This window comes from Aminobacter sp. AP02 (assembly GCF_003148805.1).
GTDB lineage: Bacteria > Pseudomonadota > Alphaproteobacteria > Rhizobiales > Rhizobiaceae > Aminobacter.
Genome location: NZ_QGGX01000013.1, coordinates 93,517 through 117,341, shown reverse-complemented (window position 1 = coordinate 117,341; position 23,825 = coordinate 93,517). Strand labels below are relative to the sequence as shown.

Annotated in this window: 32 protein-coding genes; 1 reads left to right on the top strand and 31 read right to left on the bottom strand. The window is 60.7% G+C overall.

Annotation, left to right across the window (positions count from 1 at the left end; all coding sequences use genetic code 11):
• Positions 1 to 20: 20 nt before the first annotated feature.
• From rpsK to rpsL, 29 genes are all read right to left on the bottom strand, one after another.
• Positions 21 to 410, bottom strand: a complete 390-nt coding sequence (rpsK, locus tag C8K44_RS17685) for a 30S ribosomal protein S11 (protein ID WP_055976460.1) — start codon at positions 408 to 410, stop codon at positions 21 to 23.
• A 132-nt stretch (positions 411 to 542) separates the two neighbouring features.
• Entirely contained in the window at positions 543 to 911 is a 369-nt protein-coding gene (rpsM, locus tag C8K44_RS17680; RefSeq protein WP_108608175.1) for a 30S ribosomal protein S13, read from the bottom strand.
• A gap of 186 nt (positions 912 to 1,097) precedes the next feature.
• Complete coding sequence (locus C8K44_RS17675) at positions 1,098 to 1,688, bottom strand: adenylate kinase (RefSeq protein WP_109577109.1); 591 nt, start codon at positions 1,686 to 1,688, stop codon at positions 1,098 to 1,100.
• A complete protein-coding gene (gene secY / locus C8K44_RS17670) occupies positions 1,685 to 3,025 on the bottom strand; it encodes a preprotein translocase subunit SecY (protein WP_109577108.1) in 1,341 nt (446 codons plus the stop codon). Before secY ends, C8K44_RS17675 begins: the two co-directional genes overlap by 4 nt.
• Before the next feature lie 135 nt (positions 3,026 to 3,160).
• Positions 3,161 to 3,634: a 50S ribosomal protein L15 gene (gene rplO, locus C8K44_RS17665; protein WP_109577107.1), complete on the bottom strand. Its 474-nt coding sequence runs from the start codon at positions 3,632 to 3,634 to the stop codon at positions 3,161 to 3,163.
• 21 nt (positions 3,635 to 3,655) lie between these two features.
• The gene (rpmD, locus tag C8K44_RS17660) at positions 3,656 to 3,853 is read right to left on the bottom strand and encodes a 50S ribosomal protein L30 (protein WP_109577106.1); all 198 of its coding nucleotides are present in this window, start codon (positions 3,851 to 3,853) and stop codon (positions 3,656 to 3,658) included.
• A gap of 28 nt (positions 3,854 to 3,881) precedes the next feature.
• Positions 3,882 to 4,451, bottom strand: a complete 570-nt coding sequence (gene rpsE, locus C8K44_RS17655; RefSeq protein WP_109577154.1) for a 30S ribosomal protein S5 — start codon at positions 4,449 to 4,451, stop codon at positions 3,882 to 3,884.
• A 128-nt stretch (positions 4,452 to 4,579) separates the two neighbouring features.
• A complete protein-coding gene (rplR, locus tag C8K44_RS17650) occupies positions 4,580 to 4,939 on the bottom strand; it encodes a 50S ribosomal protein L18 (RefSeq protein WP_055976445.1) in 360 nt (119 codons plus the stop codon).
• An 87-nt stretch (positions 4,940 to 5,026) separates the two neighbouring features.
• Complete coding sequence (gene rplF, locus C8K44_RS17645) at positions 5,027 to 5,560, bottom strand: 50S ribosomal protein L6 (RefSeq protein WP_109577105.1); 534 nt, start codon at positions 5,558 to 5,560, stop codon at positions 5,027 to 5,029.
• 35 nt (positions 5,561 to 5,595) lie between these two features.
• Positions 5,596 to 5,994, bottom strand: coding sequence for a 30S ribosomal protein S8 (rpsH, locus tag C8K44_RS17640; RefSeq protein WP_067961896.1), 399 nt, complete (start codon positions 5,992 to 5,994; stop codon positions 5,596 to 5,598).
• Between the two features lie 12 nt (positions 5,995 to 6,006).
• On the bottom strand, positions 6,007 to 6,312 hold the full coding sequence (gene rpsN, locus C8K44_RS17635; RefSeq protein WP_055976436.1) for a 30S ribosomal protein S14: 306 nt from the start codon (positions 6,310 to 6,312) through the stop codon (positions 6,007 to 6,009).
• 27 nt (positions 6,313 to 6,339) lie between these two features.
• Complete coding sequence (gene rplE, locus C8K44_RS17630; RefSeq protein ID WP_109577104.1) at positions 6,340 to 6,897, bottom strand: 50S ribosomal protein L5; 558 nt, start codon at positions 6,895 to 6,897, stop codon at positions 6,340 to 6,342.
• Positions 6,890 to 7,204 (bottom strand): 50S ribosomal protein L24, encoded by a 315-nt coding sequence (rplX, locus tag C8K44_RS17625; protein WP_109577103.1) that lies wholly within the window; start codon positions 7,202 to 7,204, stop codon positions 6,890 to 6,892. Before rplX ends, rplE begins: the two co-directional genes overlap by 8 nt.
• Before the next feature lie 12 nt (positions 7,205 to 7,216).
• Complete coding sequence (gene rplN, locus C8K44_RS17620; RefSeq protein WP_006205457.1) at positions 7,217 to 7,585, bottom strand: 50S ribosomal protein L14; 369 nt, start codon at positions 7,583 to 7,585, stop codon at positions 7,217 to 7,219.
• Positions 7,586 to 7,653: 68 nt separating this feature from the next.
• Positions 7,654 to 7,893, bottom strand: coding sequence for a 30S ribosomal protein S17 (gene rpsQ / locus C8K44_RS17615; RefSeq protein WP_109577102.1), 240 nt, complete (start codon positions 7,891 to 7,893; stop codon positions 7,654 to 7,656).
• A gap of 11 nt (positions 7,894 to 7,904) precedes the next feature.
• Complete coding sequence (gene rpmC, locus C8K44_RS17610; RefSeq protein WP_018427849.1) at positions 7,905 to 8,105, bottom strand: 50S ribosomal protein L29; 201 nt, start codon at positions 8,103 to 8,105, stop codon at positions 7,905 to 7,907.
• A gap of 16 nt (positions 8,106 to 8,121) precedes the next feature.
• Entirely contained in the window at positions 8,122 to 8,535 is a 414-nt protein-coding gene (rplP, locus tag C8K44_RS17605; protein WP_055976423.1) for a 50S ribosomal protein L16, read from the bottom strand.
• Between the two features lie 27 nt (positions 8,536 to 8,562).
• On the bottom strand, positions 8,563 to 9,282 hold the full coding sequence (gene rpsC / locus C8K44_RS17600; RefSeq protein WP_108608186.1) for a 30S ribosomal protein S3: 720 nt from the start codon (positions 9,280 to 9,282) through the stop codon (positions 8,563 to 8,565).
• A complete protein-coding gene (gene rplV / locus C8K44_RS17595; RefSeq protein ID WP_055976417.1) occupies positions 9,282 to 9,671 on the bottom strand; it encodes a 50S ribosomal protein L22 in 390 nt (129 codons plus the stop codon). The genes rpsC and rplV overlap by 1 nt, the downstream gene beginning before the upstream one ends.
• A gap of 1 nt (position 9,672) precedes the next feature.
• Complete coding sequence (rpsS, locus tag C8K44_RS17590) at positions 9,673 to 9,951, bottom strand: 30S ribosomal protein S19 (RefSeq protein ID WP_055976414.1); 279 nt, start codon at positions 9,949 to 9,951, stop codon at positions 9,673 to 9,675.
• A gap of 15 nt (positions 9,952 to 9,966) precedes the next feature.
• Positions 9,967 to 10,800, bottom strand: a complete 834-nt coding sequence (gene rplB / locus C8K44_RS17585; RefSeq protein WP_109577101.1) for a 50S ribosomal protein L2 — start codon at positions 10,798 to 10,800, stop codon at positions 9,967 to 9,969.
• A gap of 22 nt (positions 10,801 to 10,822) precedes the next feature.
• Entirely contained in the window at positions 10,823 to 11,116 is a 294-nt protein-coding gene (locus C8K44_RS17580; protein ID WP_109577100.1) for a 50S ribosomal protein L23, read from the bottom strand.
• Positions 11,113 to 11,733 carry a 50S ribosomal protein L4 gene (gene rplD / locus C8K44_RS17575; protein ID WP_109577099.1) on the bottom strand — a complete coding sequence of 207 codons (621 nt, stop codon included), beginning with the start codon at positions 11,731 to 11,733 and terminating at the stop codon, positions 11,113 to 11,115. Before rplD ends, C8K44_RS17580 begins: the two co-directional genes overlap by 4 nt.
• Positions 11,733 to 12,446, bottom strand: coding sequence for a 50S ribosomal protein L3 (rplC, locus tag C8K44_RS17570; RefSeq protein ID WP_109577098.1), 714 nt, complete (start codon positions 12,444 to 12,446; stop codon positions 11,733 to 11,735). The genes rplD and rplC overlap by 1 nt, the downstream gene beginning before the upstream one ends.
• 58 nt (positions 12,447 to 12,504) lie before the next feature.
• Positions 12,505 to 12,813 (bottom strand): 30S ribosomal protein S10, encoded by a 309-nt coding sequence (gene rpsJ, locus C8K44_RS17565; protein ID WP_006205468.1) that lies wholly within the window; start codon positions 12,811 to 12,813, stop codon positions 12,505 to 12,507.
• 64 nt (positions 12,814 to 12,877) lie between these two features.
• Positions 12,878 to 14,053, bottom strand: coding sequence for an elongation factor Tu (gene tuf / locus C8K44_RS17560; protein WP_109577087.1), 1,176 nt, complete (start codon positions 14,051 to 14,053; stop codon positions 12,878 to 12,880).
• A 66-nt stretch (positions 14,054 to 14,119) separates the two neighbouring features.
• A complete protein-coding gene (gene fusA, locus C8K44_RS17555) occupies positions 14,120 to 16,210 on the bottom strand; it encodes an elongation factor G (RefSeq protein ID WP_109577097.1) in 2,091 nt (696 codons plus the stop codon).
• A 32-nt stretch (positions 16,211 to 16,242) separates the two neighbouring features.
• On the bottom strand, positions 16,243 to 16,713 hold the full coding sequence (gene rpsG, locus C8K44_RS17550) for a 30S ribosomal protein S7 (RefSeq protein ID WP_109577096.1): 471 nt from the start codon (positions 16,711 to 16,713) through the stop codon (positions 16,243 to 16,245).
• Positions 16,714 to 16,792: 79 nt separating this feature from the next.
• The gene (gene rpsL, locus C8K44_RS17545; protein ID WP_008837709.1) at positions 16,793 to 17,164 is read right to left on the bottom strand and encodes a 30S ribosomal protein S12; all 372 of its coding nucleotides are present in this window, start codon (positions 17,162 to 17,164) and stop codon (positions 16,793 to 16,795) included.
• Between the two features lie 461 nt (positions 17,165 to 17,625).
• Here rpsL and C8K44_RS17540 point away from each other — a divergent pair, with 461 nt between their 5' ends.
• Positions 17,626 to 17,907: a transcriptional regulator gene (locus tag C8K44_RS17540; RefSeq protein WP_109577095.1), complete on the top strand. Its 282-nt coding sequence runs from the start codon at positions 17,626 to 17,628 to the stop codon at positions 17,905 to 17,907.
• Between the two features lie 30 nt (positions 17,908 to 17,937).
• Here C8K44_RS17540 and C8K44_RS17535 read toward each other — a convergent pair whose 3' ends face one another.
• Both C8K44_RS17535 and rpoC read right to left on the bottom strand, forming a co-directional pair.
• On the bottom strand, positions 17,938 to 19,359 hold the full coding sequence (locus C8K44_RS17535; protein WP_109577094.1) for an APC family permease: 1,422 nt from the start codon (positions 19,357 to 19,359) through the stop codon (positions 17,938 to 17,940).
• A gap of 149 nt (positions 19,360 to 19,508) precedes the next feature.
• On the bottom strand, positions 19,509 to 23,705 hold the full coding sequence (gene rpoC, locus C8K44_RS17530) for a DNA-directed RNA polymerase subunit beta' (RefSeq protein WP_109577093.1): 4,197 nt from the start codon (positions 23,703 to 23,705) through the stop codon (positions 19,509 to 19,511).
• Between the last annotated feature and the right edge of the window lie 120 nt (positions 23,706 to 23,825).

Below are 23,825 nucleotides of genomic sequence, written 5' to 3'. Positions count from 1 at the left end.
CGCCCGCGCGGGGTGAAATACTAGACGCGACGCTTCTTGCGCGGGCGGCAGCCGTTGTGCGGGATCGGCGTCACGTCGCGGATCGACGTGATGGTGAAACCCGCAGCCTGGAGTGCGCGCAGAGCCGACTCACGACCCGAACCTGGACCGCAAACTTCGACTTCCAGCATGCGCATGCCGTGTTCCTGGGCCTTCTTGGCGCAGTCTTCCGCAGCCATCTGGGCCGCGAACGGAGTCGACTTGCGCGAGCCCTTGAAGCCCTGCGCACCAGCCGACGACCAGGCAATCGTGTTGCCCTGTGCATCGGAGATGGTGATCATGGTGTTGTTGAAGGTCGAATTGACGTGGGCAACGCCCGACGAGATATTCTTGCGTTCGCGACGGCGAACGCGTGCGGCTTCCTTAGCCATGGCAGTCCTTTCAGTTGATCTCTTCACCGCCGTAATACCAGCGGCTACACCAGCCTGCGTTTAAGGTGTCAGGCCGAACACCCGCCCACAAAAGGCGAAACCGGCGGGCTGAAACCCGCCGGAGATACGAAATTATTTCTTCTTGCCGGCAATTGCCTTGGCCGGACCCTTACGGGTGCGCGCATTGGTATGCGTACGCTGACCACGGACCGGAAGCGAACGACGGTGACGCAGGCCGCGGTAGCAGCCGAGGTCCATCAGACGCTTGATGTTGATCGACACTTCGCGACGCAGATCGCCTTCGACCTGATAGTCGCGGTCGATCGTCTCGCGGATTGCCAGAACTTCGGCGTCAGTCAGCTGATTGACGCGACGCTCGGCCGGGATGCCGACCTTCTCGACGATCTCCTGGGCGAACTTCTTGCCAATGCCGTGAATGTACTGAAGCGAGATCACAACGCGCTTGTTGGTCGGAATATTGACGCCGGCTATACGAGCCATCTTTTCACTCCATTTGGGCCGGACAATGCCGGCGCTTAAGTTGCCCCGCGTCCGGTGGAGGCCGGCCCATGCGGGTTTTCCGTATCATTGCGACTATGCGCCCTAACGGGCAAACATCATCATGCCTGAATGGAAGACGGGCCGCCATACTCCAGTACGGCCCGTCAGTCAAGCACAAGTGCTGTTCTAGTGCGTGGTTTCCGCGAGGATAGCTTCGATCTGCGCGGTAACCTCGTCCATGTCGGCCATGCCGTCGACCTGCTTCAACAGGTCGTTGGCGTAGTAGTAGCCGATCAGCGGAGCGGTTTTCTTGTAGTACTCGCGCAGCCGCTCTTCGAACACCTCGGCGTTATCGTCCTTGCGGACAGGCTGACCAGCAGCCTTCGCCTCGTCGGCGCGCTTGAGGATTCGGCCCACGAGCGCCTTGTCATCGACAACGAGTTCGATGACCACGTCGAGATGCATGCCGCGTTCGGCCAACATGTCGGCGACAGCGTCAGCCTGCGCCAGCGTGCGCGGATACCCATCGAGGATGAAGCCCTTGGCGCAATCCTCCTGGTCGATACGTTCGGCGACGATCGCGTTGACGATTTCGTCCGAGACCAGTTCGCCCGCATCCATGACCGACTTGGCGCGCTTGCCGACTTCCGTTTCGGCCTTCACGGCTGCCCGCAGCATGTCGCCAGTCGACAATTGCGGAATGCCATGCTTATCGACCAGCCGTTGCGCTTGTGTCCCCTTGCCCGCTCCCGGCGGCCCAAGCAAAATCAGCTTCATCTTCCCCTCTTACCTCCACGGAGCTTCGACTTCTTGATCAGCCCCTCATACTGATGGGCAATCAGATGGCCCTGAATCTGCGCCACAGTATCAAGGGTTACATTGACCACGATCAGAAGCGAAGTACCACCAAGGTAAAAAGGAACTCCGGTTGCCGAAATCAGGAACTCCGGCATCAAGCAGATGACGACCAGATAAGCGGCACCGATGACGGTAACGCGCGTCAGCACGTAGTCGATGTATTCCGCGGTGCGCTCGCCGGGGCGATAGCCAGGAATGAAGCCCGAATGCTTCTTCAGCTGGTCGGCGGTGTCCTTCGGATTGAACACGATCGCCGTGTAGAAGAAAGCGAAGAAGACGATCATCGCGGCGTAGAGCAGCATGTACAGCGGCTGCCCGTGGCCAAGAGCCGCCATCATGGTGCTGACCCAACCGGGTAGCGTCGTGGTGTTCGAGAAGCCCGCAACCGTGGCCGGCAGCAGCAGCAGCGACGACGCGAAGATCGGAGGAATGACGCCAGCGGTGTTCAGCTTGAGCGGCAGGTGCGAGGTATCGCCCTGGAACATGCGGTTGCCGACCTGGCGCTTCGGATACTGGATCAGAAGACGGCGCTGGGCGCGCTCGAAGAAGACGATCAGCGCAATGACGACGATCGCAAGCACGATGATCGCGAGAATCAGGCCGGTAGACAGAGCACCGGTGCGGCCGAGTTCCAGCGTGCCGCTGATGGCGCTCGGAAGGCCTGCGACGATGCCGGCGAAAATGATCAGCGAAATGCCGTTGCCGATGCCGCGTGCGGTAATCTGCTCGCCAAGCCACATCAAGAACATGGTGCCGCCGACAAGGGTGATGACCGTCGAGGCGCGGAAGAACATGCCCGGATCGGTGACGATACCGTTGCCGCCTTCAAGGCCGGCGGAGATGCCATAGGCCTGGACAACAGCCAGCAACACGGTGCCGTAGCGGGTGTATTGATTGATGACCTTGCGGCCCTGCTCGCCTTCCTTCTTCAGCGCTTCAAGCGACGGAACGACCGACGTCATGAGCTGCATGATGATGGAGGCGGAGATGTAGGGCATGATGCCCAGGGCGAAGATCGCCATGCGCTGCACGGCGCCGCCGGCAAACATGTTGAAAATGCCAAGAACGCCGCGGCTCTGCTGCGTGAAAGCCTGCGCGAATGCGTCTGGATTGATTCCCGGGAGCGGAATGTAGGTACCGAGGCGGTAGACCAACAGCGCGCCGAGGGTAAACCAGATGCGCTTCTTGAGATCTTCGGCCTTAGCGAAGGCTGCGAAATTCAGATTGGATGCTAGTTGTTCAGCAGCCGATGCCATTCAGGGTACTCCGCTTGGTCACGCCGAAAAGCCGCAGATGGGCGCGGCGCGTGTCACCGAAGCCACGAGATAGGCTCCGGACGGCAAACATGCAAGCGGCGGTATCTCTACCGCCGCTTACTTTGTAAAGCCTTTTTACTCGGCGGCTGCCACTTCCGGCAGCTTCACCGATCCTCCAGCCTTTTCGATCTTCTCGATCGCCGGCTTGGAAGCGCCGGCAACATCAAAGGCGACCTTCGCCTTGAGTTCGCCGTCGCCGAGGATGCGGACGCCGTCCTTGACGCGGCGAATCACGCCGGCCTTGACGAGGGCTTCCGCCGTCACGGTCTCTTTTGCATCGAGCTTGTTGGCATCGATCGCGACCTGGATGCGGGCCAGCGAAACGGTGTTGTAGCTCTTGGCAAAAATGTTGGTGAAGCCGCGCTTCGGCAGGCGACGATAAAGTGGCATCTGACCACCCTCGAAGCCGTTGATCGCGACGCCCGAACGGGCCTTCTGGCCCTTGACGCCGCGGCCGCCGGTCTTGCCGGAGCCCGAGCCGATACCACGGCCAAGACGCTTCTTGGAGTGGGTCGCGCCGGCGTTGTCACGCAGATCGTTGAGTTTCATCTTCTATCTCCTGCGATCGGCCTACGCCTCGTCCACAACGCGGACGAGATGCTGGACAGCTGCGATCATGCCGCGCACGGAAGGCGTATCTTCCAAGGTGCGCTTGCGATGCATCTTGTTGAGGCCGAGGCCGACCAGCGTGGCACGCTGTTCCTTCGGCCGGCGGATCGGGCTACCGATCTGCTCGACGGTGACAGTCTTGGTTACTTTCTTGGCCATGGTCATTGTCCCTGGTCAGCTCGAGCGACTATTCTTCAGCCGCAACGGCGGTGCCGCGGCGGGCCTGAAGCGTCGAGTACTTGATGCCGCGCTGTGCAGCCACATCCTTGGGATGCATCTGGCTCTTCAGCGCATCGAAGGTCGCACGAACCATGTTGTAGGGGTTCGACGAACCCATCGACTTGGCGACGACGTCGTGCATGCCGAGCGTCTCGAAGACAGCGCGCATGGGACCGCCTGCGATGATGCCGGTACCCTGCTTGGCAGAGCGCAGCAGAACGCGACCAGCGCCCCAACGGCCTTCAACATCGTGGTGCAACGTGCGGCCCGAGCGGAGCGGCACGAAGATCATGTCGCGCTTGGCCGATTCGGTTGCCTTGCGGATCGCTTCCGGCACTTCGCGCGCCTTGCCGTGACCAAAGCCAACGCGGCCCTTCTGATCGCCGACTACGACGAGTGCTGCAAAACCGAAGCGCCGGCCGCCCTTGACGACCTTGGCAACGCGATTGATGTGTACGAGCTTATCGACGAATTCGCTGTCGCGCTCTTCGCGGTCACGGCTGCGCTCGCGACCACCTTCCCTACGTTCTTGTGCCATATTCCTATCCTTGTTTTTTTCCGGAAGCACGGGGGTTAAAAACTAAATCCGGCGTCTATAGCGTCGCCGGATCGATTGCAACTGGTCAGTGATGCGGCGCAGCGCCACGCGCTACGCCGTAAACTGCATCAGAAGTTGAGGCCACCTTCACGGGCAGCTTCGGCAAGTGCCTTGATGCGGCCGTGATAGATGTATGCGCCACGGTCGAAAACAACGTCCTTGACGCCGGCCTTCGACGCACGCTCGGCGATCAGCTTGCCAACCGCAGTCGCAGCGGCAGTGTCGGCACCGGTCTTCAGCGAGCCCTTGAGATCCTTCTCGAGGGTCGAAGCGGCTGCGAGCGTCCGGCCATTGGCGTCGTCGATGACCTGAACATAGATGTTCTTCGACGTGCGGTGAACCGACAGGCGCGGACGGCCGTTGGCGACCTTCTTGATCTGGCGGCGGATACGCGCCGAGCGGCGCAGTGTGGTTTCTTTCGAAGCCATAGTTGCAGTTCCTTGCCTTCTGAAACGGGCGCGGCCATCTGCGGTAAGCTGAATTGCTTCCCGCGACCGCGCACCGCGGCGTTGATATTACTTCTTCTTGCCTTCTTTGCGGACGATCTTCTCGCCTGCATAGCGGACGCCCTTGCCCTTGTAGGGCTCCGGACCGCGATATTCGCGAATCTCGGCGGCAACCTGGCCAACCTGCTGCTTGTTCATGCCGTTGACGACGATCTCGGTCGGCTTCGGCACCGTGATGGTGATGCCTTCCGGCGTCTGATAGACGACGTCATGGCTGAAGCCAAGTGCGAGCTGCAGGTTCTTGCCCTGAAGCGCTGCACGGTAACCAACGCCGGTGATCTCGAGCTTCTTTTCGAAGCCGTCCTTAACACCCGTCAGGATGTTGACGATCTGCGTCCGCGACATGCCCCACTTGGAGCGGGCATCCTTCGACTGGTCGCGCGGCTGAACAGCGATTTCGCCGTTTTCCATCGTGACCAGAACTTCGTTGTTGACCACGAACTTCAGCTCGCCCTTGGGGCCCTTCGCCGTGACGGTCTGACCATCAACGGAGGCGGTGACGCCCTGCGGAAGCTGAACGGGTTTCTTGCCAATACGAGACATAGTCCTCGTGCCTTTCTTGTTTCAGCCTACGCAGATCAGAAGATCTGGCAGAGGATTTCCCCGCCGACGTTCTGTTCGCGCGCTTCATGGTCGGCCATCACGCCCTTCGGGGTCGAAAGGATCGAGATGCCGAGGCCATTGGCGACCGGCGGAATCGACTTGGACGAGACGTAGACGCGGCGGCCTGGCTTGGAGACACGCGCGATTTCGCGGATCACGGGCTGGCCGTCGAAGTACTTCAGCTCGATTTCGATCTCGGACTTGCCGTTTTCGAAGTCGGTCTGGCTGTAGTCGCGGATGTAGCCTTCCGCCTTCAGCACGTCGAGAACGCGGGCGCGCAGCCTGGACGCAGGCGTCGACACAGTCGACTTCTTGCGGCCATAGGCATTGCGGATGCGGGTCAGCATATCGCCGAGAGGATCACTCAAAGACATATCAAATGCTCCTTACCAGCTCGACTTGACCAGGCCGGGGATTGCTCCCGTCGAACCCAGATCACGAAGCGCGATACGCGACATCTTAAGCTTGCGATAGTAGGCACGCGGACGGCCGGTCACTTCGCAGCGGTTACGGATACGGATCTTGGCCGAGTTGCGCGGCAGCGCTGCGAGCTTGAGCTGCGCGCGGAAGCGTTCCTCGATCGGCTTGGACTGATCCATGATGACGTCCTTGAGGGCCTTACGCTTTGCAGCGTACTGGTCCACAAGCTTGCGGCGCCGGTTGTTCTTCTCGACTGAGCTGGTCTTTGCCATTTCAGATTTTTCCTTTGCTCGCTGCCGTTACTGCCGGAAGGGGAAGTTGAAAGCCTTGAGCAGAGCTCGGGCCTCTTCATCCGTCTTGGCGGTCGTGCAAACGATGATGTCCATACCCCACATCTGATCAACCTTGTCGTAGTTGATCTCGGGGAACACGATATGCTCCTTGAGGCCCATAGCGTAATTACCGCGGCCGTCAAAGCTTTTCGGGTTCAGGCCGCGAAAATCGCGAACGCGCGGCAGTGCGATGTTCACGAGACGGTCCAAAAACTCGTACATGCGCTCCTGGCGAAGCGTGACCTTGGCACCGATCGGCATCTGCTCACGAACCTTGAAGCCAGCGATCGACTTGCGGGCGCGAGTGATGACCGGCTTCTGGCCGGCGATCAAAGCCAGGTCCTCGGCTGCGACCGACGGCTTCTTCGAATCCGCGGTCGCTTCGCCGACACCCATGTTGAGCACGATCTTGTCGATGCGCGGAATCTGCATGACGTTGTCGTACTTGAACTGTTCCTGCATCGCCGCGCGAATGGTCTCGTTGTAGACCGTCTTCAGACGCGGAGCGTTGGTTGCGTTAGCCATTGATGACTTCTCCCGAGCGCTTCGCGACACGGACCTTCGTGCCGTCCTTCTGGACCTGGAAGCCGACGCGGGTCGGCTTTCCGTCCTTGGGGTCGGCAAGCGCGAGGTTCGACAGATGAATCGCCGCTTCCTTGGTAATGATCCCACCCTCTTGGGTCTGGGACTGCTTCTGGTGGCGGCGGATCATGTTCACGCCGCGGACAACTGCCTTGTCTTCCTTCGGCTGAACAGACAGCACCTCGCCGGTGCGGCCCTTGTCCTTGCCGGCCAGAACGACAACCTTGTCGCCTTTACGGATCTTCTGCATTGTTCCGGCTCCTTACAGCACTTCGGGCGCGAGCGAGATGATCTTCATGTGGTTCTTGGCGCGGAGTTCGCGCGGAACCGGCCCAAAGATACGCGTGCCGATAGGTTCTTTCTTGTTATCGACAAGAACGGCCGCGTTCTTGTCGAAACGGATCACGCTGCCGTCCGGACGACGAATGTCCTTGGCCGTGCGAACCACGACCGCCTTCATCACGTCACCCTTCTTTACGCGGCCGCGCGGAATGGCTTCCTTGATCGACACCACGATGATGTCGCCAACAGAAGCATACTTCCGCTTCGAGCCGCCCAGCACCTTGATGCACATGACACGACGGGCGCCGGAATTATCCGCGACGTCGAGGTTTGTTTGCATCTGAATCATGACTGGCCGCCTTCTTCTTTTCTAACGGGATGGGCTACCGCCCTCCCCGGCTTGTCCAAAATTCGTTGTTACGCCTGGTCCGAGGAAATGACGACCCAGCGCTTGTCCTTGGAAATCGGCTTCGATTCCTGGATAGACACCTGATCGCCTACCTTGTGGGCGTTGTTTTCGTCGTGCGCCTTGTAGTTTTTCGACATACGCACGGTCTTCTTCATCACCGGGTGCGTGAAGCGACGCTCGACCTTGACGACGACCGTCTTCTCGTTCTTGTCGCTGACGACCGTACCCTGCAGGATGCGCTTTGGCATGGTTTTCGTCCTTAAGCCTTCTTGCCGGCCGATTTTTCGGCGGCGATGGTCTTGATACGCGCGATGTCCTTACGAACTTGTTTCACGCGCGCCGTCTTTTCCAGCTGACCGGTCGCCTTCTGGAAGCGCAGGTTGAACTGCTCCTTCTTGAGGCTGGCGAGCTCGTCGGTGAGCTGGTCCTGGGTCTTCGTCCTGATGTCCGAGGCTTTCATGATGATCAGCCCTTCCTTATTCTGCGATGCGCTGAACGAAGCGCGTCCTGACCGAGAGCTTGGCAGCGCCGAGACGCAGCGCTTCACGCGCAACTTCCTCGGAGACACCATCGATCTCGAACATCACGCGGCCTGGCTTGATGCGGCATGCCCAGTAGTCGACGGCGCCCTTGCCCTTACCCATGCGGACTTCGGTCGGCTTCGACGTGACCGGCACATCTGGGAAAATACGGATCCAGACGCGGCCCTGACGTTTCATTTCGCGGGTTATCGCGCGGCGAGCCGCCTCGATCTCACGCGCGGTGACGCGGTTTGGCTCAAGCGCCTTCAGTCCGAAGCCGCCGAAATCCAGGTTGGTGCCACCCTTCGCGGTACCGTGGATGCGGCCCTTGAACTGCTTACGGAACTTTGTGCGCTTTGGCTGCAGCATCGTTCTAACTCCAAATTCCTATGCGTGTCAGGCGTTTTCGCGACGGCGGCGCTCGGGGCGCTCGCCAGCATGCGAATGATCGCCTTCGGTTGCGCGACGCTCGGAAGCCATCGGATCGTGCTCGAGGATCTCGCCCTTGAACACCCAGACCTTGACGCCGCAGATGCCGTAGGCAGTCTGGGCTTCAGCCGTGCCATAATCGACATCGGCGCGCAGGGTGTGCAGCGGAACGCGACCTTCGCGATACCACTCCATACGGGCGATTTCAGCACCGCCGAGGCGGCCCGAGCAGTTGATACGGATGCCCTCTGCACCAAGACGCATGGCCGACTGCACCGCACGCTTCATGGCGCGACGGAAGGCAATGCGGCGCTCGAGCTGCTGCGCGATCGACTGGGCGACCAGCGTGGCGTCCGTCTCGGGCTTGCGAACCTCGACGATGTTGAGGTGCGTCTCGGACTTCGTCATCTCCATCAGCTTCTTGCGAAGCTTTTCGATGTCGGCGCCCTTCTTGCCGATGATCAGGCCCGGACGCGCAGCGTGAATGGTCACGCGGCACTTCTTGTGCGGACGCTCGATCACCACCTTGGAGATCGCGGCCTGCTTCAGCTCGGACTCAAGATACTTGCGGATCTTGATGTCTTCGTGGAGCAGCTGGCCGTATTCGCCGGTGTTTGCATACCAGCGCGAGTCCCAGGTGCGGTTGATGCCGAGGCGGAGACCAATAGGATTGATTTTCTGGCCCATTATGCGGCCTCCCCTTTCTCTTCGACTTCACGAACAACGATCGTGAGGTGCGAAAACGGCTTCTCAATGCGGCTGGCGCGACCGCGGCCACGAGCGTGGAAACGCTTCATGACGATCGACTTGCCGACAAAGGCTTCCGCCACCACCAGCGCATCGACATCGAGGTCGTGATTGTTTTCCGCGTTGGCAATAGCCGATTCGAGGGTCTTTTTAACCGTACCGGCGATGCGCTTGCGCGAAAATTCCAGATCCGAAAGCGCGGTCGCTACCTTCTTGCCGCGGATAAGCGCGGCAACGAGGTTGAGCTTCTGCGGGCTGACCCGGATCGTGCGGAGGACCGCACGTGCCTCGTTGTCAGCAAGCCTGCGCGGAGCTTTGGCCTTGCCCATGTTACTTCCTCTTTGCCTTCTTGTCCGCGCCGTGACCGTAGTAGGTCCTGGTGGGAGCGAACTCACCGAACTTGTGGCCGACCATGTCCTCGTTCACCGAGACCGGGACGTGCTTCTGGCCGTTGTAGACACCGAAGGTGAGGCCGACGAACTGCGGCAGGACTGTGGAGCGACGGCTCCACATCTTGATCACCTCATTGCGACCGCCTTCACGAACCTTCTCTGCCTTCTTGAGCAGATAGCCGTCAATGAACGGGCCTTTCCAGACTGAACGAGTCACTGGCGTTACCTCTTCTTAGCTCTTGCGCTGATGGCGCGAGCGCAGGATGAACTTGTCGGTCGCCTTGTTGGACCGCGTCTTCTTGCCCTTGGTGGGCTTGCCCCACGGCGACACCGGATGGCGTCCACCCGAGGTGCGGCCTTCACCACCGCCGTGCGGATGGTCGACCGGGTTCATGGTCACGCCGCGATTGTGCGGACGCTTACCACGCCAGACCGTGCGGCCTGCCTTACCGTCGTTAATGTTGCCGTGGTCCGGATTGGACACGGCACCGACGGTGGCGATGCAGAGACCGCTGACGACGCGCTGTTCACCCGAGTTGAGGCGAAGGATCGCCATGCCCTGGTCGCGACCGACGAGCTGTGCGTAAGCACCAGCCGAACGGGCAACCTGGCCGCCCTTGCCTGGCTTCAGCTCGATGTTGTGCACGATCGTGCCGACCGGCATCGATCCGAGCGGCATCGCGTTGCCCGGCTTCACGTCGACCTGCTCACCAGCGATGATCTTGTCGCCAGCCTGCAGACGCTGCGGAGCAATGATGTAGCTCAGCTCGCCATCGTCGTACTTGATCAGAGCGATGAAGGCGGTGCGGTTCGGGTCGTACTCGAGACGCTCGACCGTGCCGACAACGTCGAACTTACGACGCTTGAAGTCGATGATGCGGTACGAACGCTTGTGACCGCCGCCGATGAAGCGAGCCGTGATGCGACCGTAGTTGTTACGGCCGCCCGACTTGGTCAGGCCTTCGGTCAGGCCCTTGACGGGCTTGCCCTTGTGGAGACCCGAGCGGTCGACGATGACCAGCTGACGGGTGCTCGGCGTTACTGGCTTGAATTTCTTAAGTGCCATTGTCCTGTCCTCGCGGTCTAGCTCAGAGGCCCGTCGCGACGTCGATCGACTGGCCGTCGGCCAGCGTCACAACCGCCTTCTTGACGTCGCCCTGGCGGCCGATCGTGCCGCGGAAGCGCTTCACCTTGCCCTTGCGGACCAGGGTGTTCACAGCAGTCACCTTCACGCCAAACAGCGCTTCGACGGCAGCCTTGATCTCGGGCTTGCTCGCCTTCTTGGCGACGTTGAAGACGACCTGGTTGTTTTCAGAAGCCATGGTCGACTTTTCGGTGATCGCCGGCGAGACGATCACGTCGTAGTGGCGGAGATCCGTCATTTGAAGCGCTCCTCGAGAGCCTCGACGGCGGCCTTGGATAGGACCAGCGTGCCGCGGCGCAGAATGTCGTAAACGTTGATGCCCTGGATCGGCAGGACATCGATGTTCGGGATGTTGGTCGCTGCGCGCTTGAAGTTGACGTCAAGCTCAGCACCGCCGATCACCAGGGCGTTGGTCAGGCCCAGCGTCGCGAAATTCGCGAGCAGTGCCTTGGTCTTGCCTTCGGCGAGGGTCAGCTCGTCGACGATGATCAGGTTCGAAGCCTTGGCCTTGGCCGACAGGGCGTGCTTCAGGCCAAGAGCGCGGACCTTCTTGGGAAGATCGTGCTCGTGGCTGCGAACGACCGGGCCATGGGCCTTGCCGCCGCCGCGGAACTGCGGAGCGCGTGCCGAATGGTGACGAGCACGGCCCGTACCCTTCTGCTTGTACATCTTGGCGCCGGTGCGTGCGATTTCAGCGCGACCCTTGGCCTTGTGCGTGCCCTGCTGCTTCTTGGCGAGCTGCCAGCGCACGACGCGCTGGAGAACGTCTTCGCGCGGGTCCAGGCCGAAGATCTCTTCCGAGAGCTCAACCTTGCCGGCTTCTTTGCCTGCAAGCGTGGTGATCTTGAGATCCATTATTCCGCTCCCTCTGTGGCCGGAGCCTCGTTCTTCGTAGCGGCGCGGATACCAGCAGGCTTCGGAGCGTTGGCCGGAAGCGCAATCTTGGCAGCGTCGCGGACCAGGATCCAAGCGCCCTTCGAACCCGGAACCGCGCCGCGGATCAGGATGAGACCGCGATCGGTGTCGGTCGAAACAACCTCGACATTCTGGGTCGTGACGCGAACGTCGCCCATGTGTCCGGCCATCTTCTTGCCTTTGAACACCTTGCCCGGATCCTGGCGCTGGCCAGTCGAACCGTGGGTACGATGCGAAACCGAGTTACCGTGGGTGGCGCGACCGCCACCGAAGTTGTGCCGCTTGATGACACCCTGGAACCCCTTACCGATCGTCGTGCCAGTCACGTCGACCTTCTGGCCGGGGACGAAGTGCTCGACAGTGATCTCGGAGCCGACATCGAGCATGTTGTCGGCGGAGACGCGGAATTCAGCGACCTTAGACTTCGGCTCGACGGAGGCGGCAGCGAAATGACCGCGCAGCGCCTTCGACGTATTCTTAACCTTGGCCAAGCCAACGCCGAGCTGAACGGCAGTGTAGCCATTCTTCTCTTTCGTGAGCTGTGCCACGACCTGGCAGTTCTCCATGCGGAGAACGGTGACGGGGACGTGTTCGCCAGCGTCATTATAGACGCGGGTCATTCCCACCTTCTGTGCAATTACACCTGAACGCATCGGTTCGTTTTCCTTCAGAGGAGCCGTTTGGATCTGCTCGCGCGGCTCATGTTAGCTCTTAGAGCTTGATTTCGACGTCGACACCTGCTGCGAGGTCGAGCTTCATCAGAGCATCGACGGTCTGCGGGGTCGGATCGACGATGTCCAGCAAACGCTTGTGCGTACGCATTTCGAACTGCTCGCGGCTCTTCTTGTCGACGTGCGGCGAGCGGTTCACCGTGAACTTCTCGATCCGCGTTGGCAGCGGGATCGGGCCGCGAACATTGGCGCCGGTGCGCTTCGCGGTCGACACGATCTCACGCGTCGAAGCGTCGAGAACCCGGTGGTCAAACGCCTTGAGGCGGATGCGGATATTCTGTCCGTTCATGGTCACTTCCTTGTTCTGGCGCGGCGCGGGCGTATTCCCGCCCGCGACAGATCGTTAATTCGGATTATTCTTTGATCGAAGCGACGATGCCGGCGCCGACGGTGCGGCCACCTTCACGGATAGCGAAGCGCAGCTTCTCTTCCATCGCGATCGGCACGATCAGCTCGACATCGACGGTGATGTTGTCGCCGGGCATGACCATCTCGGTGCCTTCCGGCAGCGACACGATGCCCGTCACGTCGGTCGTGCGGAAGTAGAACTGCGGGCGGTAGTTGGTGAAGAACGGCGTGTGACGGCCACCTTCTTCCTTGGTCAGGATGTAGGCTTCAGCCACGAACTTCTTGTGCGGCTTGACCGAACCCGGCTTGCACAGAACCTGGCCACGCTCGACGTCCTCACGGCCAACGCCGCGGATCAGCGCGCCGATGTTGTCGCCAGCCTGGCCCTGATCGAGCAGCTTGCGGAACATTTCAACGCCGGTGACCGTCGTCTTCGAGGTTGCCTTGATGCCGACGATCTCGACTTCTTCGCCAACCTTGACGATGCCGCGCTCGACGCGGCCGGTGACAACCGTGCCACGGCCCGAGATCGAGAACACGTCTTCGATCGGCATCAGGAACGGACGGTCGATCGGACGCTCCGGCGTCGGGATGTAGGCGTCAACCGCTTCCATCAGCGCGCGGATGGCGTCTTCGCCGATCTTCTTGTCCGAATCATTGAGCGCAGCAACGGCCGAACCCTTGATCATCGGAATGTCGTCGCCCGGATATTCGTACTTCGACAGCAATTCGCGAACCTCGAGCTCGACCAGCTCGAGCAGCTCGGCGTCGTCGACCAGGTCGACCTTGTTGAGGAACACCACCAGTGCCGGAACGCCAACCTGACGGGCAAGCAGGATGTGCTCGCGGGTCTGCGGCATCGGGCCGTCGGCAGCCGACACGACCAGGATCGCGCCGTCCATCTGGGCGGCACCGGTGATCATGTTCTTCACATAGTCGGCGTGGCCGGGGCAGTCGACGTGGGCGTAGTGACGGTTCGGCGTCTCGTATTCGACGTGCGCGGTCGAAATGGTGATGCCGCGGGCCTTTTCTTCAGGCGCTGCGTCGATCTGGTCGTAGGCCTTGAACTCGCCGAAATACTTGGTGATCGCCGCCGTCAGCGACGTCTTGCCATGGTCGACGTGACCAATCGTGCCAATGTTCACATGAGGCTTATTACGCTCGAATTTACCTTTTGCCATGTGAGGTCTCCATTCTTGCTAGCCCATAAGGGCGTTGAATTAATAAAACGCTGCAATCCGTTGGAATTACGCGTATTTCTTTTGAACTTCCTGAGCGACCGCGGTCGGAACCGGCTCGTAGTGGTCGAACTGCATCGTGTACTGGGCGCGGCCCTGCGACATCGAACGCAAGCTGTCCACGTACTTGAACATGTTCGCCAGCGGAACCATCGCGTTGACGACGACGGCAATACCGCGGCTTTCCTGGCCCTGGATCTGGCCACGACGGCTGTTCAAGTCGCCAATGACGTTGCCGACATAATCTTCCGGCGTCACGACCTCGACCTTCATGATCGGCTCGAGCAGCTGGACGCCCAGCTTCGGAGCAGCTTCGCGAAGGCAGGCGCGACCGGCGATTTCGAAAGCCAGCACCGAGGAGTCGACGTCGTGGTAGGCACCGTCGATGAGCGTCGCCTTGACGCCGATCATCGGGAAGCCTGCGAACGGACCCGACGACAGAACGCTGCGGAGGCCCTTGTCGACACCCGGGATGTATTCCTTCGGAACCGCACCGCCGACGATCTTCGATTCGAAAACGAAATCTTCGCCCTCGGGGTTCGGCTCGAACACGATCTTGACGCGAGCGAACTGGCCCGTACCACCCGACTGCTTCTTGTGGGTGTAGTCCTGCTCGTGGGTGCGGGTGATCGTCTCACGATACGCAACCTGCGGAGCACCGACGTTCGCCTCGACCTTGAACTCGCGACGCATGCGGTCGACGATGATGTCGAGATGCAGTTCGCCCATGCCGGCGATGATGGTCTGACCCGACTCTTCGTCCGACTTGACGCGGAAGGAAGGATCCTCGGCAGCCAGACGGTTGAGCGCGAGGCCCATCTTTTCCTGGTCGCCCTTGGTCTTCGGCTCGATCGCGATCTGAATGACCGGCTCGGGGAATTCCATGCGCTCCAGGATGACCGGGTGCAGCGGATCGCAGAGCGTGTCGCCGGTGGTCGTTTCCTTGAGGCCTGCCAGAGCGACGATGTCACCAGCATATGCCTCTTCGATGTCAGAGCGCGAATTCGAGTGCATCTGCAGCATACGGCCGAGACGCTCCTTCTTGCCCTTGACGGTGTTTTCGAGCGAAGCGCCCTTGACCACCTTGCCCGAGTAGATGCGGCAGAACGTGAGCGAGCCGACGAACGGATCGTTCATGATCTTGAAGGCCAGCATCGAAAGCGGCTCGTTGTCGTCAGCGTGACGCTCGATCTCGGCTTCGGTCTTGGCATCGATGCCCTTGATGGCCGGAACGTCGAGCGGCGACGGCAGGAACTCGACGACACCGTCGAGAAGCGGCTGAACGCCCTTGTTCTTGAAGGCCGAGCCACAGAACATCGGGAAGAACTTGACGGCAATGGTGCCCTTGCGGATCAGCGCGCGCAGTTCGTCGTTCGTCGGCATCTTGCCTTCGAGGTAGTTCTCGAGAGCCGTCTCGTCCATCTCGACGGCAGCCTCGATCATCTTGTCGCGGAATTCGGCGGCCTTGTCCTTGAGGTCGTCAGGGATCTCGACGACGTCCCAGGCCGCACCCAGGCTCTCGTCGCGCCAGACGAGCGCATTCATCTCGATCAGATCGACAACGCCCTTGAATTCCGATTCAGCGCCGATCGGCAGCTGGACGGCGACGGCCGTCGCGCCGAGACGGGACTTGATCATCTCATAGGAGCGATAGAAGTCGGCGCCGATCTTGTCCATCTTGTTGCAGAAGATCATGCGCGGGACGTGGTACTTGTCCGCCTGGCGCCACACGGTCTCGGTCTGCGGCTCAACACCTGCGTTGGCGTCGAGCAGCGCAATGGCGCCGTCGAGGACGCGCAGCGAACGCTCGACTTCAATGGTGAAGTCGACGTGGCCGGGGGTGTCGATGATGTTGAAACGGCGCTGCTTGCCGTCACGGCCTTTCCAGAAGGTCGTGGTCGCAGCGGACGTGATCGTGATGCCGCGTTCCTGCTCCTGCTCCATCCAGTCCATGGTGGCAGCGCCGTCATGGACTTCGCCGATCTTGTGCGACTTGCCCGTGTAATACAGGATGCGCTCAGTGGTCGTGGTCTTGCCGGCGTCGATATGCGCCATGATACCAAAGTTACGGTAGTCTTCGATCTTGTATTCGCGGGCCATGGGAGGTGCCTCTCAGTCGTTCGTTCGCGCTGTTACCAGCGGTAATGCGCGAAGGCGCGGTTGGCTTCCGCCATCTTGTGGGTGTCTTCACGCTTCTTCACGGCGGTGCCGCGGTTGTTAGCCGCGTCCATCAGCTCGCCCGAGAGGCGATCGATCATGGTGGTCTCGTTGCGGTTGCGGGCGGCAGTGATCAGCCAACGAATGGCGAGAGCCTGACGACGCTCAGGGCGCACATCGACCGGAACCTGGTAGGTGGCGCCGCCGACACGACGCGAACGCACTTCCACGTGAGGCGCGACATTGTCGAGAGCCTGATGGAAGACCGTGACCGGCTCCTGCTTGGTCTTAGCCTGGACCTGGTCGAGCGCACCATAGACGATCGTTTCGGCGATCGACTTCTTGCCGTCATACATAACGGCATTCATGAACTTGGTGACAACCAGATCGCCAAACTTGGGATCCGGGTTGATTTCGCGCTTATCTGCACTGTGACGACGGGACATGGTTCTTGTCTCTCAAACTTTTGGCCGGCGCTCTATTACGCGGAGAACCTCGCGCAGCGCCAAAATTGCAGAACCCGAATTACTTCGGACGCTTCGCACCGTACTTCGAACGGCGCTGCTTGCGGTTCTTCACACCCTGCGTGTCGAGCACGCCGCGGATGATGTGATAGCGCACACCCGGAAGGTCCTTCACGCGGCCGCCGCGGATCATGACCACGGAGTGCTCCTGAAGGTTGTGGCCTTCGCCGGGGATGTAGCCGATCACTTCAAAACCATTGGTCAGGCGGATCTTTGCGACCTTACGCAGAGCCGAGTTCGGCTTCTTCGGCGTCGTCGTGTAGACGCGCGTGCAAACGCCCCGCTTCTGCGGGTTGGCCTGCATGGCCGGCACCTTGTTGCGCTTCACCGGCGCTATGCGCGGCTTGCGGATCAGCTGGTTGACGGTAGGCATTAAACCCTCTTGTCTCTCAATTCCGTGTCTCAAGCCCGTTCAGGGCGGCTTCAAGCGCAAAATCCATACGCGAATTCGGGCCACAAACCGCGTTTTGCGGTCTTGCCCGAACAAAGGCAGAGGAAGCGAATCCGCTTCATGCACGCCGGAAATGTCTTCTCGCTCGTAAAAACGAACCCTGTTTGAGGTGAACTCCGAAACTCGTCGCTTCGGAAAGACCAACCTCACATCGGCTCAGACGACGCGGTATCTACTCGCATGACCGCGAACCGTCAACCCCGTCCCCGTAAAATCCTTAACGAAACCGGGGCTTCGGGCGGCGTAAAGGGCTCAGAGCAACTTTATTGCGCTGCAACATAGACCGAGCGCCGGTTTGTGACTCTGTTTGCGCTGTCTTGGCCCCACTCTTCATGCGAAAATCGCGAATCCCCCATTAGCGAATCTGAATCAAGGGAATCACCATGAACGACAACGACGAACGGCCGGTGACGATCATCACGGGCCGAGTCTGGCGCAAGAAGGGAAGCAAGCCCGAAGGCGTCCACATCATGCTCGTCGCACCAGACGATGATACGGCCGTACGCTCTGCGCTCGACGCGTTGGCGAAGGAAGGCTACGCCGAAGCCGAACTCGACCAGATCGGCGAGATGCAAGGCGAACCCGACGACGAGCCGCATATCTCCGCCTATCAGGGCGCGCTCGAAGGCGAGGTCTCCATCGTCACCTTCAACGAACCGTTTTGACTCTGGCGGATCCAGATGGATGCGCCAAGGTCAGTTGACCGGCCCCGTCCCTCCGATGTCGGCCATCTCCGGTTCGGCGGGCCTTTGGCCGGTGGCGCGATTGACCAGAACGGTCACCAACCAAAGCGCCACGCCGATGCCTATAAGAATGCCGGCGATCTTGTATTGAACGGGATCGCGTCCGGTCCATGGGCCCGCGAAGAAGGCGCAAGCCAAGGCGCCGACGATCGGCAGCAACGTCGGCGTGCGGAAGTGGTCGTGACCGACGCCGTCCTTGCGCAACACGAGGACTGCGATGTTGACTACGGTGAAGACGCCGAGCAGCAGCAAGGCCGTGGTACCTCCCAGTGCCGGGACCTCACCGACGAAGGTGATCAGTGCAAAGGCCAGCAAGGTGGTGAACCCGATCGCAATGTAGGGTGTACGTCGTGATGCATGGACCTTGCCAAGAATTGCCGGCAGGACATGCTCGCGGCTCATGCCATAGACCAGACGGCTGGCCATCAGCATGTTGATGAGTGCGCTGTTGGCGACGGCGAACATGGTGATGAAGCCGAAAATCCAGACCGGAAAATTCGGCGCGCCAGCCTGGACGACCTTGAGCAATGGCGTCTCGCCCTCGCCCAGTTCCTGTGGTGGCACCAGCGTGATCGCCGAGATCGACACCAGCACGTAGATGACACCGGTGATCAGCAATCCGGTCAACAACACTTTCGGGAAGATGCGCGTGGGGTCCTTGCACTCCTCGGCCATGTTGACCGAGTCCTCGAAGCCGACCATGGCGAAGAAGGCAAGCGTGGTCGCCGCAATCACCGACCAGAACGCGCTGCGGTCGGGTGCCGAGTGGAACTGGGTGATGCGGGAAACATCGCCCTCGCCCGCACCAATGGCCCAAAGGCCTATGACAATGATGATCATCAGGCCGGTGAATTCGACGCAGGTCAACACCACGTTGGCCTTGACGCTTTCACCGACGCCGCGAAAGTTCACCGCAGCCACGATCGCCATGAATGCCAAGCCGATGAGCGTTATGCCATAGGTTCCGGTCAACCCCAGGTCGAAGGCGCCCGACAAGTTGGCGGCGAAGGCACGTGAGGCGGTCGATGCCGAAGTAATGCCCGAGCACATCACGGCAAAGGCAACGATGAACGTGATGAAGTGGATTCCGAAAGCCTTGTGGGCGTAAAGGGCCGCACCTGCAGCCTTGGGATATTTGGTGACCAGTTCAAGATAGCTGAACGCGGTGATGACGGCGACGATGAAGGCGACCAGGAACGGAAGCCAGACGACGCCGCCGACCTGCTTGGCCACCTGCCCCGTCAGCGCGTAGATGCCGGTGCCCAAGATATCGCCGACGATGAAGAGCAGGAGCAGCCACGGCCCCATGACACGATGGAGGCTCGGCTCGACCGACACCGCCTGTCCTTTCTCAATGGAGGGGACGTCGGTCATCGGGCACTCCTCTCAGGGCTGATGGCTTCCAAGAAGAGGCTATTTTCGTGGGACAGAGATGTCAAACAGCACATCGCCGGACCGACTGACTCCAAACCATGAAAAAAGGGGGCCGAAGCCCCCTTTTCCATTGTTGCAGAACGGCGCCCTTACTGAGCGGCGTTGACCATGTCGGTCAGGATCGGCTCGGCGACTTCGGCGCCCGACAGCTTACGACGTTCGTCGAGGATCAACTCGTCGCGCGAGGTGGCGATGCGCCGGATCTGGCTCATCATGCCGCCCGTACCGGCCGGGATAAGACGGCCGACGATGACGTTTTCCTTCAGACCCTGCAGCATGTCGGTCTTGCCGGCGACCGCAGCTTCCGTCAGCACCCTGGTCGTTTCCTGGAAGGAAGCGGCCGAGATGAAGGACGGCGTCTGCAGCGATGCCTTGGTGATGCCGAGCAGAACCGGCTGACCTTCGGCAGGCTTCTTGCCTTCCTCGATCAGGCGATCGTTGATCTCATCGAACTCGATGACGTCGACGTGGTCGCCCGGAATGTAGACCGAGTCACCCTGAGCGGTGATTTCGATCTTCTGCAGCATCTGGCGAACGATAACCTCGATGTGCTTGTCGTTGATCGACACGCCCTGCAGTCGGTAGACTTCCTGGATTTCGTTGACGAGGTAGGAAGCAAGCGCTTCCACGCCCTTGATCGCCAGGATGTCGTGTGGCGCAGGATTGCCGTCGAGGATGTAGTCGCCCTTTTCGATGGCGTCGCCGTCCTGGAGATGGAACGGCTTGCCCTTCGGGATCAGGTATTCGACCGGCTCAAGCGTCGAGTCATGCGGCTCGATGATGATGCGGCGCTTGTTCTTGTAGTCGCGGCCAAAACGGACCGTACCGTCGATCTCGGCGATGATAGCGTGATCCTTCGGACGGCGGGCTTCGAAGAGCTCGGCAACACGCGGCAGACCGCCGGTGATGTCCTTGGTCTTCGCGCTTTCCATCGGGATACGCGCCAGCACGTCGCCAGGACGAACGTGGGCACCCGGCTCGACCGAGAGAATGGCCTCGACCGAGAGCAGGAAGCGGGCATCGCCGCCCTTCGACAGCTTGCCGACCTTGCCCTTGGAGTCCTGAACGACCATCGCGGGCTTCAGATCGTTGCCGCGCGGGGTCGAACGCCAGTCGATGACCTCACGCTTGGTGATGCCGGTCGACTCGTCGGCCGTTTCCTGAACGGAAATGCCGTCGACCAGATCCTCGAACGCCACGCGGCCTTCGATTTCGGTGAGGATCGGACGGGTGTAGGGATCCCACTCGGCAATACGCTGGCCGCGCTTCACCTTGTCGCCGTCGTCCACGAAGATACGCGAACCATAGGTGACGCGGTGCGTGGCACGCTCCTTGCCGGCTTCGTCGAGGATCAGGATCGCCATGTTGCGGCCCATCACGACGAGGTTGCCGTCGGAATTGCGGACCACGTTGCGGTTGCGGATCTCGACCTTGCCCTCGTACGAAGCTTCGAGGAACGAGCTGTCGACCACCTGTGCGGTACCGCCCATGTGGAAGGTACGCATGGTGAGCTGCGTGCCCGGCTCGCCGATCGACTGAGCGGCGATGACGCCGACAGCTTCGCCCTGGTTGACAGGGGTACCGCGTGCCAGGTCGCGACCGTAGCAGACCGCGCAGACGCCGACCTTGACTTCGCAAGTCAGTGCCGAGCGGATGCGAACCGACTGGACGCCAGCCTTTTCGATCACCTCGACGTCGCGCTCGTCCATCAGGGTGCCAGCCTTCACCAGCAGATCGCCAGTGACCGGATGGTTGATGTCGTCGAGCGACGTACGGCCGAGGATACGCAGGCCGAGCGACGCGACCACCTGGCCGGCATCGACGATCGGCTGCATGGTGAGGCCCTTGTCGGTGCCGCAATCAACCGAATTGACGATGCAGTCCTGTGCCACATCGACGAGACGACGCGTCAGGTAGCCGGAGTTAGCCGTCTTCAGAGCGGTATCCGCGAGACCCTTACGGGCACCGTGGGTCGAGTTGAAGTACTCGAGAACCGTCAGACCCTCCTTGAAGTTGGAAATGATCGGCGTCTCGATGATTTCACCCGACGGCTTGGCCATCAGGCCGCGCATACCGGCGAGCTGGCGCATCTGGGTGGGCGAACCGCGCGCACCGGAGTGCGACATCATGTAGATCGAGTTCATCGGCTTCTGACGGCCGTTGTCTTCGAACTCCACCGCCTTGATGCGGGCCATCATTTCGTCGGCGACCTTTTCCGAGCACTTGGCCCAGGCGTCAACGACCTTGTTGTACTTCTCGCCCTGCGTGATCAGGCCGTCATTGTACTGCTGCTCATATTCCTTGGCGAGCGCCTCGGTATCAGCAACCAGCTTCTCCTTGGTATCCGGGATCAGCATGTCGTCCTTGCCGAACGAAATGCCGGCGCGGCAGGCATGTGCGAAGCCGAGAGCCATGATGCGATCGCAGAAGATGACCGTCTCTTTCTGACCGCAGTGGCGGTAGACGGTGTCGATCATCTTGGAGATGTTCTTCTTGGTCATCTCCTGGTTGGCGGTATCGTAAGGCACGTTGACGTTCTTCGGCAGCAGTTCGCCGATGATCATGCGGCCAGGCGTCGTTTCATGGATGTGCGACACGACGTTGCCTTCGGCGTCGACCGTGCGGAAACGACCCTTGATCTTAGCGTGCAGCGTGACGGCCTTGGTCTCGAGCGCGTGTTGGAGTTCGCCCATGTCGGCAAACACCATGCCCTCACCCGGCTCGTTCTGGTTGACGATCGAGAGATAGTAGAGACCGAGAACCATGTCCTGCGAAGGAACGATGATCGGTGCGCCGGAAGCAGGGTGCAGGATGTTGTTGGTCGACATCATCAGCACGCGTGCTTCGAGCTGAGCCTCGAGCGACAGCGGAACGTGAACCGCCATCTGGTCGCCGTCGAAGTCGGCGTTGAAGGCCGTGCAGACGAGCGGGTGCAGCTGGATCGCCTTGCCTTCGATCAGAGTGGGTTCGAAGGCCTGGATGCCCAGGCGGTGCAGCGTCGGCGCGCGGTTGAGCAGCACCGGATGCTCGCGGATGACCTCGTCGAGGATATCCCAGACTTCCGGCTTTTCCTTCTCGACCAGCTTCTTGGCCTGCTTGACGGTCGAGGAGTAACCCTTGGCGTCGAGGCGGGCGTAGATGAACGGCTTGAACAGCTCGAGCGCCATCTTCTTCGGCAGGCCGCACTGGTGCAGCTTGAGCTCCGGACCGGTCACGATGACCGAACGGCCGGAATAGTCGACGCGCTTGCCGAGCAGGTTCTGACGGAAGCGGCCCTGCTTGCCCTTGAGCATGTCGGACAGCGACTTCAGCGGGCGCTTGTTGGCACCGGTGATGACGCGGCCACGGCGGCCGTTGTCGAACAGTGCGTCGACGGCTTCCTGCAGCATGCGCTTTTCGTTGCGGATGATGATCCCCGGCGCGCGGAGCTCGATCAGACGCTTCAAGCGGTTGTTGCGGTTGATGACGCGGCGATAGAGATCGTTCAGGTCGGACGTCGCAAAGCGGCCGCCATCGAGCGGAACCAGCGGACGCAGGTCCGGCGGGATCACCGGCACGACCTTCATGATCATCCACTCGGGACGGTTGCCCGACTCCATGAAGTTCTCAACGACCTTGAGGCGCTTGAGGTACTTCTTCTGCTTCAGTTCCGACGTCGTCGTGGCGAGTTCGGAGCGCAGATCACCTGCGATCTTTTCGAGATCCATCGAGGCGAGGAGATCGTGGATGGCTTCAGCGCCGATCATGGCGGTGAAGGAATCTTCGCCATACTCGTCGACGGCCAACTGGTACTCTTCCTCGCCAAGGAGCTGGTGCTCCTTGAGCGCGGTGAGGCCCGGCTCGGTGACGATGTAGTTCTCGAAATACAGGACGCGCTCGATATCCTTGAGCGTCATGTCGAGCAGCGTGCCGATGCGGCTCGGCAGCGACTTCAGGAACCAGATGTGGGCAACGGGCGCGGCCAGTTCGATATGGCCCATGCGTTCGCGGCGAACGCGCGACAGCGTCACTTCCACGCCGCACTTTTCGCAGATGACGCCCTTATACTTCATGCGCTTGTACTTGCCGCACAGGCACTCGTAGTCCTTGATCGGCCCGAAGATGCGGGCGCAGAACAGCCCGTCACGCTCCGGCTTGAAGGTGCGGTAGTTGATCGTCTCCGGCTTTTTGATTTCGCCGAACGACCAGGACAGAATCTTCTCAGGGCTGGCGAGCGAAATCCGGATGGAATCGAACACCTGCGCAGGCGCCTGGGGGTTGAAGAGATTCATGACCTCTTGGTTCATGCCGTTCTCCTTTTCGGGGCCCTCGAAAGCCCCTTGTCATCATGTGCGGGCCAGAGCGCCCGCCAGCTGTGTCGGCCGTCGCCGAAAAATTCTCATCATTCGAGCACGATCTTGACCGAA

What these genes read in the sequence shown, in the direction of transcription:
- rplX (WP_109577103.1), bottom strand. Translation starts at nt 7,204, where the DNA reads ATGCAGAAGATCCGTAAAGGCGACAAGGTTGTCGTTCTGGCCGGCAAG.
- rpmD (WP_109577106.1), bottom strand. Translation starts at nt 3,853, where the DNA reads ATGGCCAAGAAAGTAACCAAGACTGTCACCGTCGAGCAGATCGGTAGC.
- rpsH (WP_067961896.1), bottom strand. Translation starts at nt 5,994, where the DNA reads ATGTCTTTGAGTGATCCTCTCGGCGATATGCTGACCCGCATCCGCAAT.
- rpsM (WP_108608175.1), bottom strand. Translation starts at nt 911, where the DNA reads ATGGCTCGTATAGCCGGCGTCAATATTCCGACCAACAAGCGCGTTGTG.
- rplF (WP_109577105.1), bottom strand. Translation starts at nt 5,560, where the DNA reads ATGTCTCGTATTGGCAAGAAACCCGTTCAGCTTCCGCAGGGCGTCACC.
- rpoC (WP_109577093.1), bottom strand. Translation starts at nt 23,705, where the DNA reads ATGAACCAAGAGGTCATGAATCTCTTCAACCCCCAGGCGCCTGCGCAG.
- rpsE (WP_109577154.1), bottom strand. Translation starts at nt 4,451, where the DNA reads ATGGCACAAGAACGTAGGGAAGGTGGTCGCGAGCGCAGCCGTGACCGC.
- tuf (WP_109577087.1), bottom strand. Translation starts at nt 14,053, where the DNA reads ATGGCAAAAGGTAAATTCGAGCGTAATAAGCCTCATGTGAACATTGGC.
- rplN (WP_006205457.1), bottom strand. Translation starts at nt 7,585, where the DNA reads ATGATTCAGATGCAAACAAACCTCGACGTCGCGGATAATTCCGGCGCC.
- rplV (WP_055976417.1), bottom strand. Translation starts at nt 9,671, where the DNA reads ATGGGCAAGGCCAAAGCTCCGCGCAGGCTTGCTGACAACGAGGCACGT.
- C8K44_RS17535 (WP_109577094.1), bottom strand. Translation starts at nt 19,359, where the DNA reads ATGACCGACGTCCCCTCCATTGAGAAAGGACAGGCGGTGTCGGTCGAG.
- rpsN (WP_055976436.1), bottom strand. Translation starts at nt 6,312, where the DNA reads ATGGCAAAGACCAGCTCAGTCGAGAAGAACAACCGGCGCCGCAAGCTT.
- rpsJ (WP_006205468.1), bottom strand. Translation starts at nt 12,813, where the DNA reads ATGAACGGACAGAATATCCGCATCCGCCTCAAGGCGTTTGACCACCGG.
- rplE (WP_109577104.1), bottom strand. Translation starts at nt 6,897, where the DNA reads ATGGCTAACGCAACCAACGCTCCGCGTCTGAAGACGGTCTACAACGAG.
- C8K44_RS17675 (WP_109577109.1), bottom strand. Translation starts at nt 1,688, where the DNA reads ATGAAGCTGATTTTGCTTGGGCCGCCGGGAGCGGGCAAGGGGACACAA.
- C8K44_RS17540 (WP_109577095.1), top strand. Translation starts at nt 17,626, where the DNA reads ATGAACGACAACGACGAACGGCCGGTGACGATCATCACGGGCCGAGTC.
- rpmC (WP_018427849.1), bottom strand. Translation starts at nt 8,105, where the DNA reads ATGAAAGCCTCGGACATCAGGACGAAGACCCAGGACCAGCTCACCGAC.
- rplP (WP_055976423.1), bottom strand. Translation starts at nt 8,535, where the DNA reads ATGCTGCAGCCAAAGCGCACAAAGTTCCGTAAGCAGTTCAAGGGCCGC.
- rplC (WP_109577098.1), bottom strand. Translation starts at nt 12,446, where the DNA reads ATGCGTTCAGGTGTAATTGCACAGAAGGTGGGAATGACCCGCGTCTAT.
- rpsQ (WP_109577102.1), bottom strand. Translation starts at nt 7,893, where the DNA reads ATGCCAAAGCGCATCCTGCAGGGTACGGTCGTCAGCGACAAGAACGAG.
- rplD (WP_109577099.1), bottom strand. Translation starts at nt 11,733, where the DNA reads ATGGATCTCAAGATCACCACGCTTGCAGGCAAAGAAGCCGGCAAGGTT.
- rpsG (WP_109577096.1), bottom strand. Translation starts at nt 16,713, where the DNA reads ATGTCCCGTCGTCACAGTGCAGATAAGCGCGAAATCAACCCGGATCCC.
- rpsL (WP_008837709.1), bottom strand. Translation starts at nt 17,164, where the DNA reads ATGCCTACCGTCAACCAGCTGATCCGCAAGCCGCGCATAGCGCCGGTG.
- rplO (WP_109577107.1), bottom strand. Translation starts at nt 3,634, where the DNA reads ATGAAACTCAACGATCTGCGTGACAACGCCGGCGCGACCCACTCCAAG.
- fusA (WP_109577097.1), bottom strand. Translation starts at nt 16,210, where the DNA reads ATGGCCCGCGAATACAAGATCGAAGACTACCGTAACTTTGGTATCATG.
- rplR (WP_055976445.1), bottom strand. Translation starts at nt 4,939, where the DNA reads ATGGCTTCGAAAGAAACCACACTGCGCCGCTCGGCGCGTATCCGCCGC.
- rpsK (WP_055976460.1), bottom strand. Translation starts at nt 410, where the DNA reads ATGGCTAAGGAAGCCGCACGCGTTCGCCGTCGCGAACGCAAGAATATC.
- secY (WP_109577108.1), bottom strand. Translation starts at nt 3,025, where the DNA reads ATGGCATCGGCTGCTGAACAACTAGCATCCAATCTGAATTTCGCAGCC.
- rpsC (WP_108608186.1), bottom strand. Translation starts at nt 9,282, where the DNA reads ATGGGCCAGAAAATCAATCCTATTGGTCTCCGCCTCGGCATCAACCGC.
- rplB (WP_109577101.1), bottom strand. Translation starts at nt 10,800, where the DNA reads ATGGCACTTAAGAAATTCAAGCCAGTAACGCCGAGCACCCGTCAGCTG.
- C8K44_RS17580 (WP_109577100.1), bottom strand. Translation starts at nt 11,116, where the DNA reads ATGACGGATCTCCGCCACTACGACGTGATCGTCTCGCCGGCGATCACC.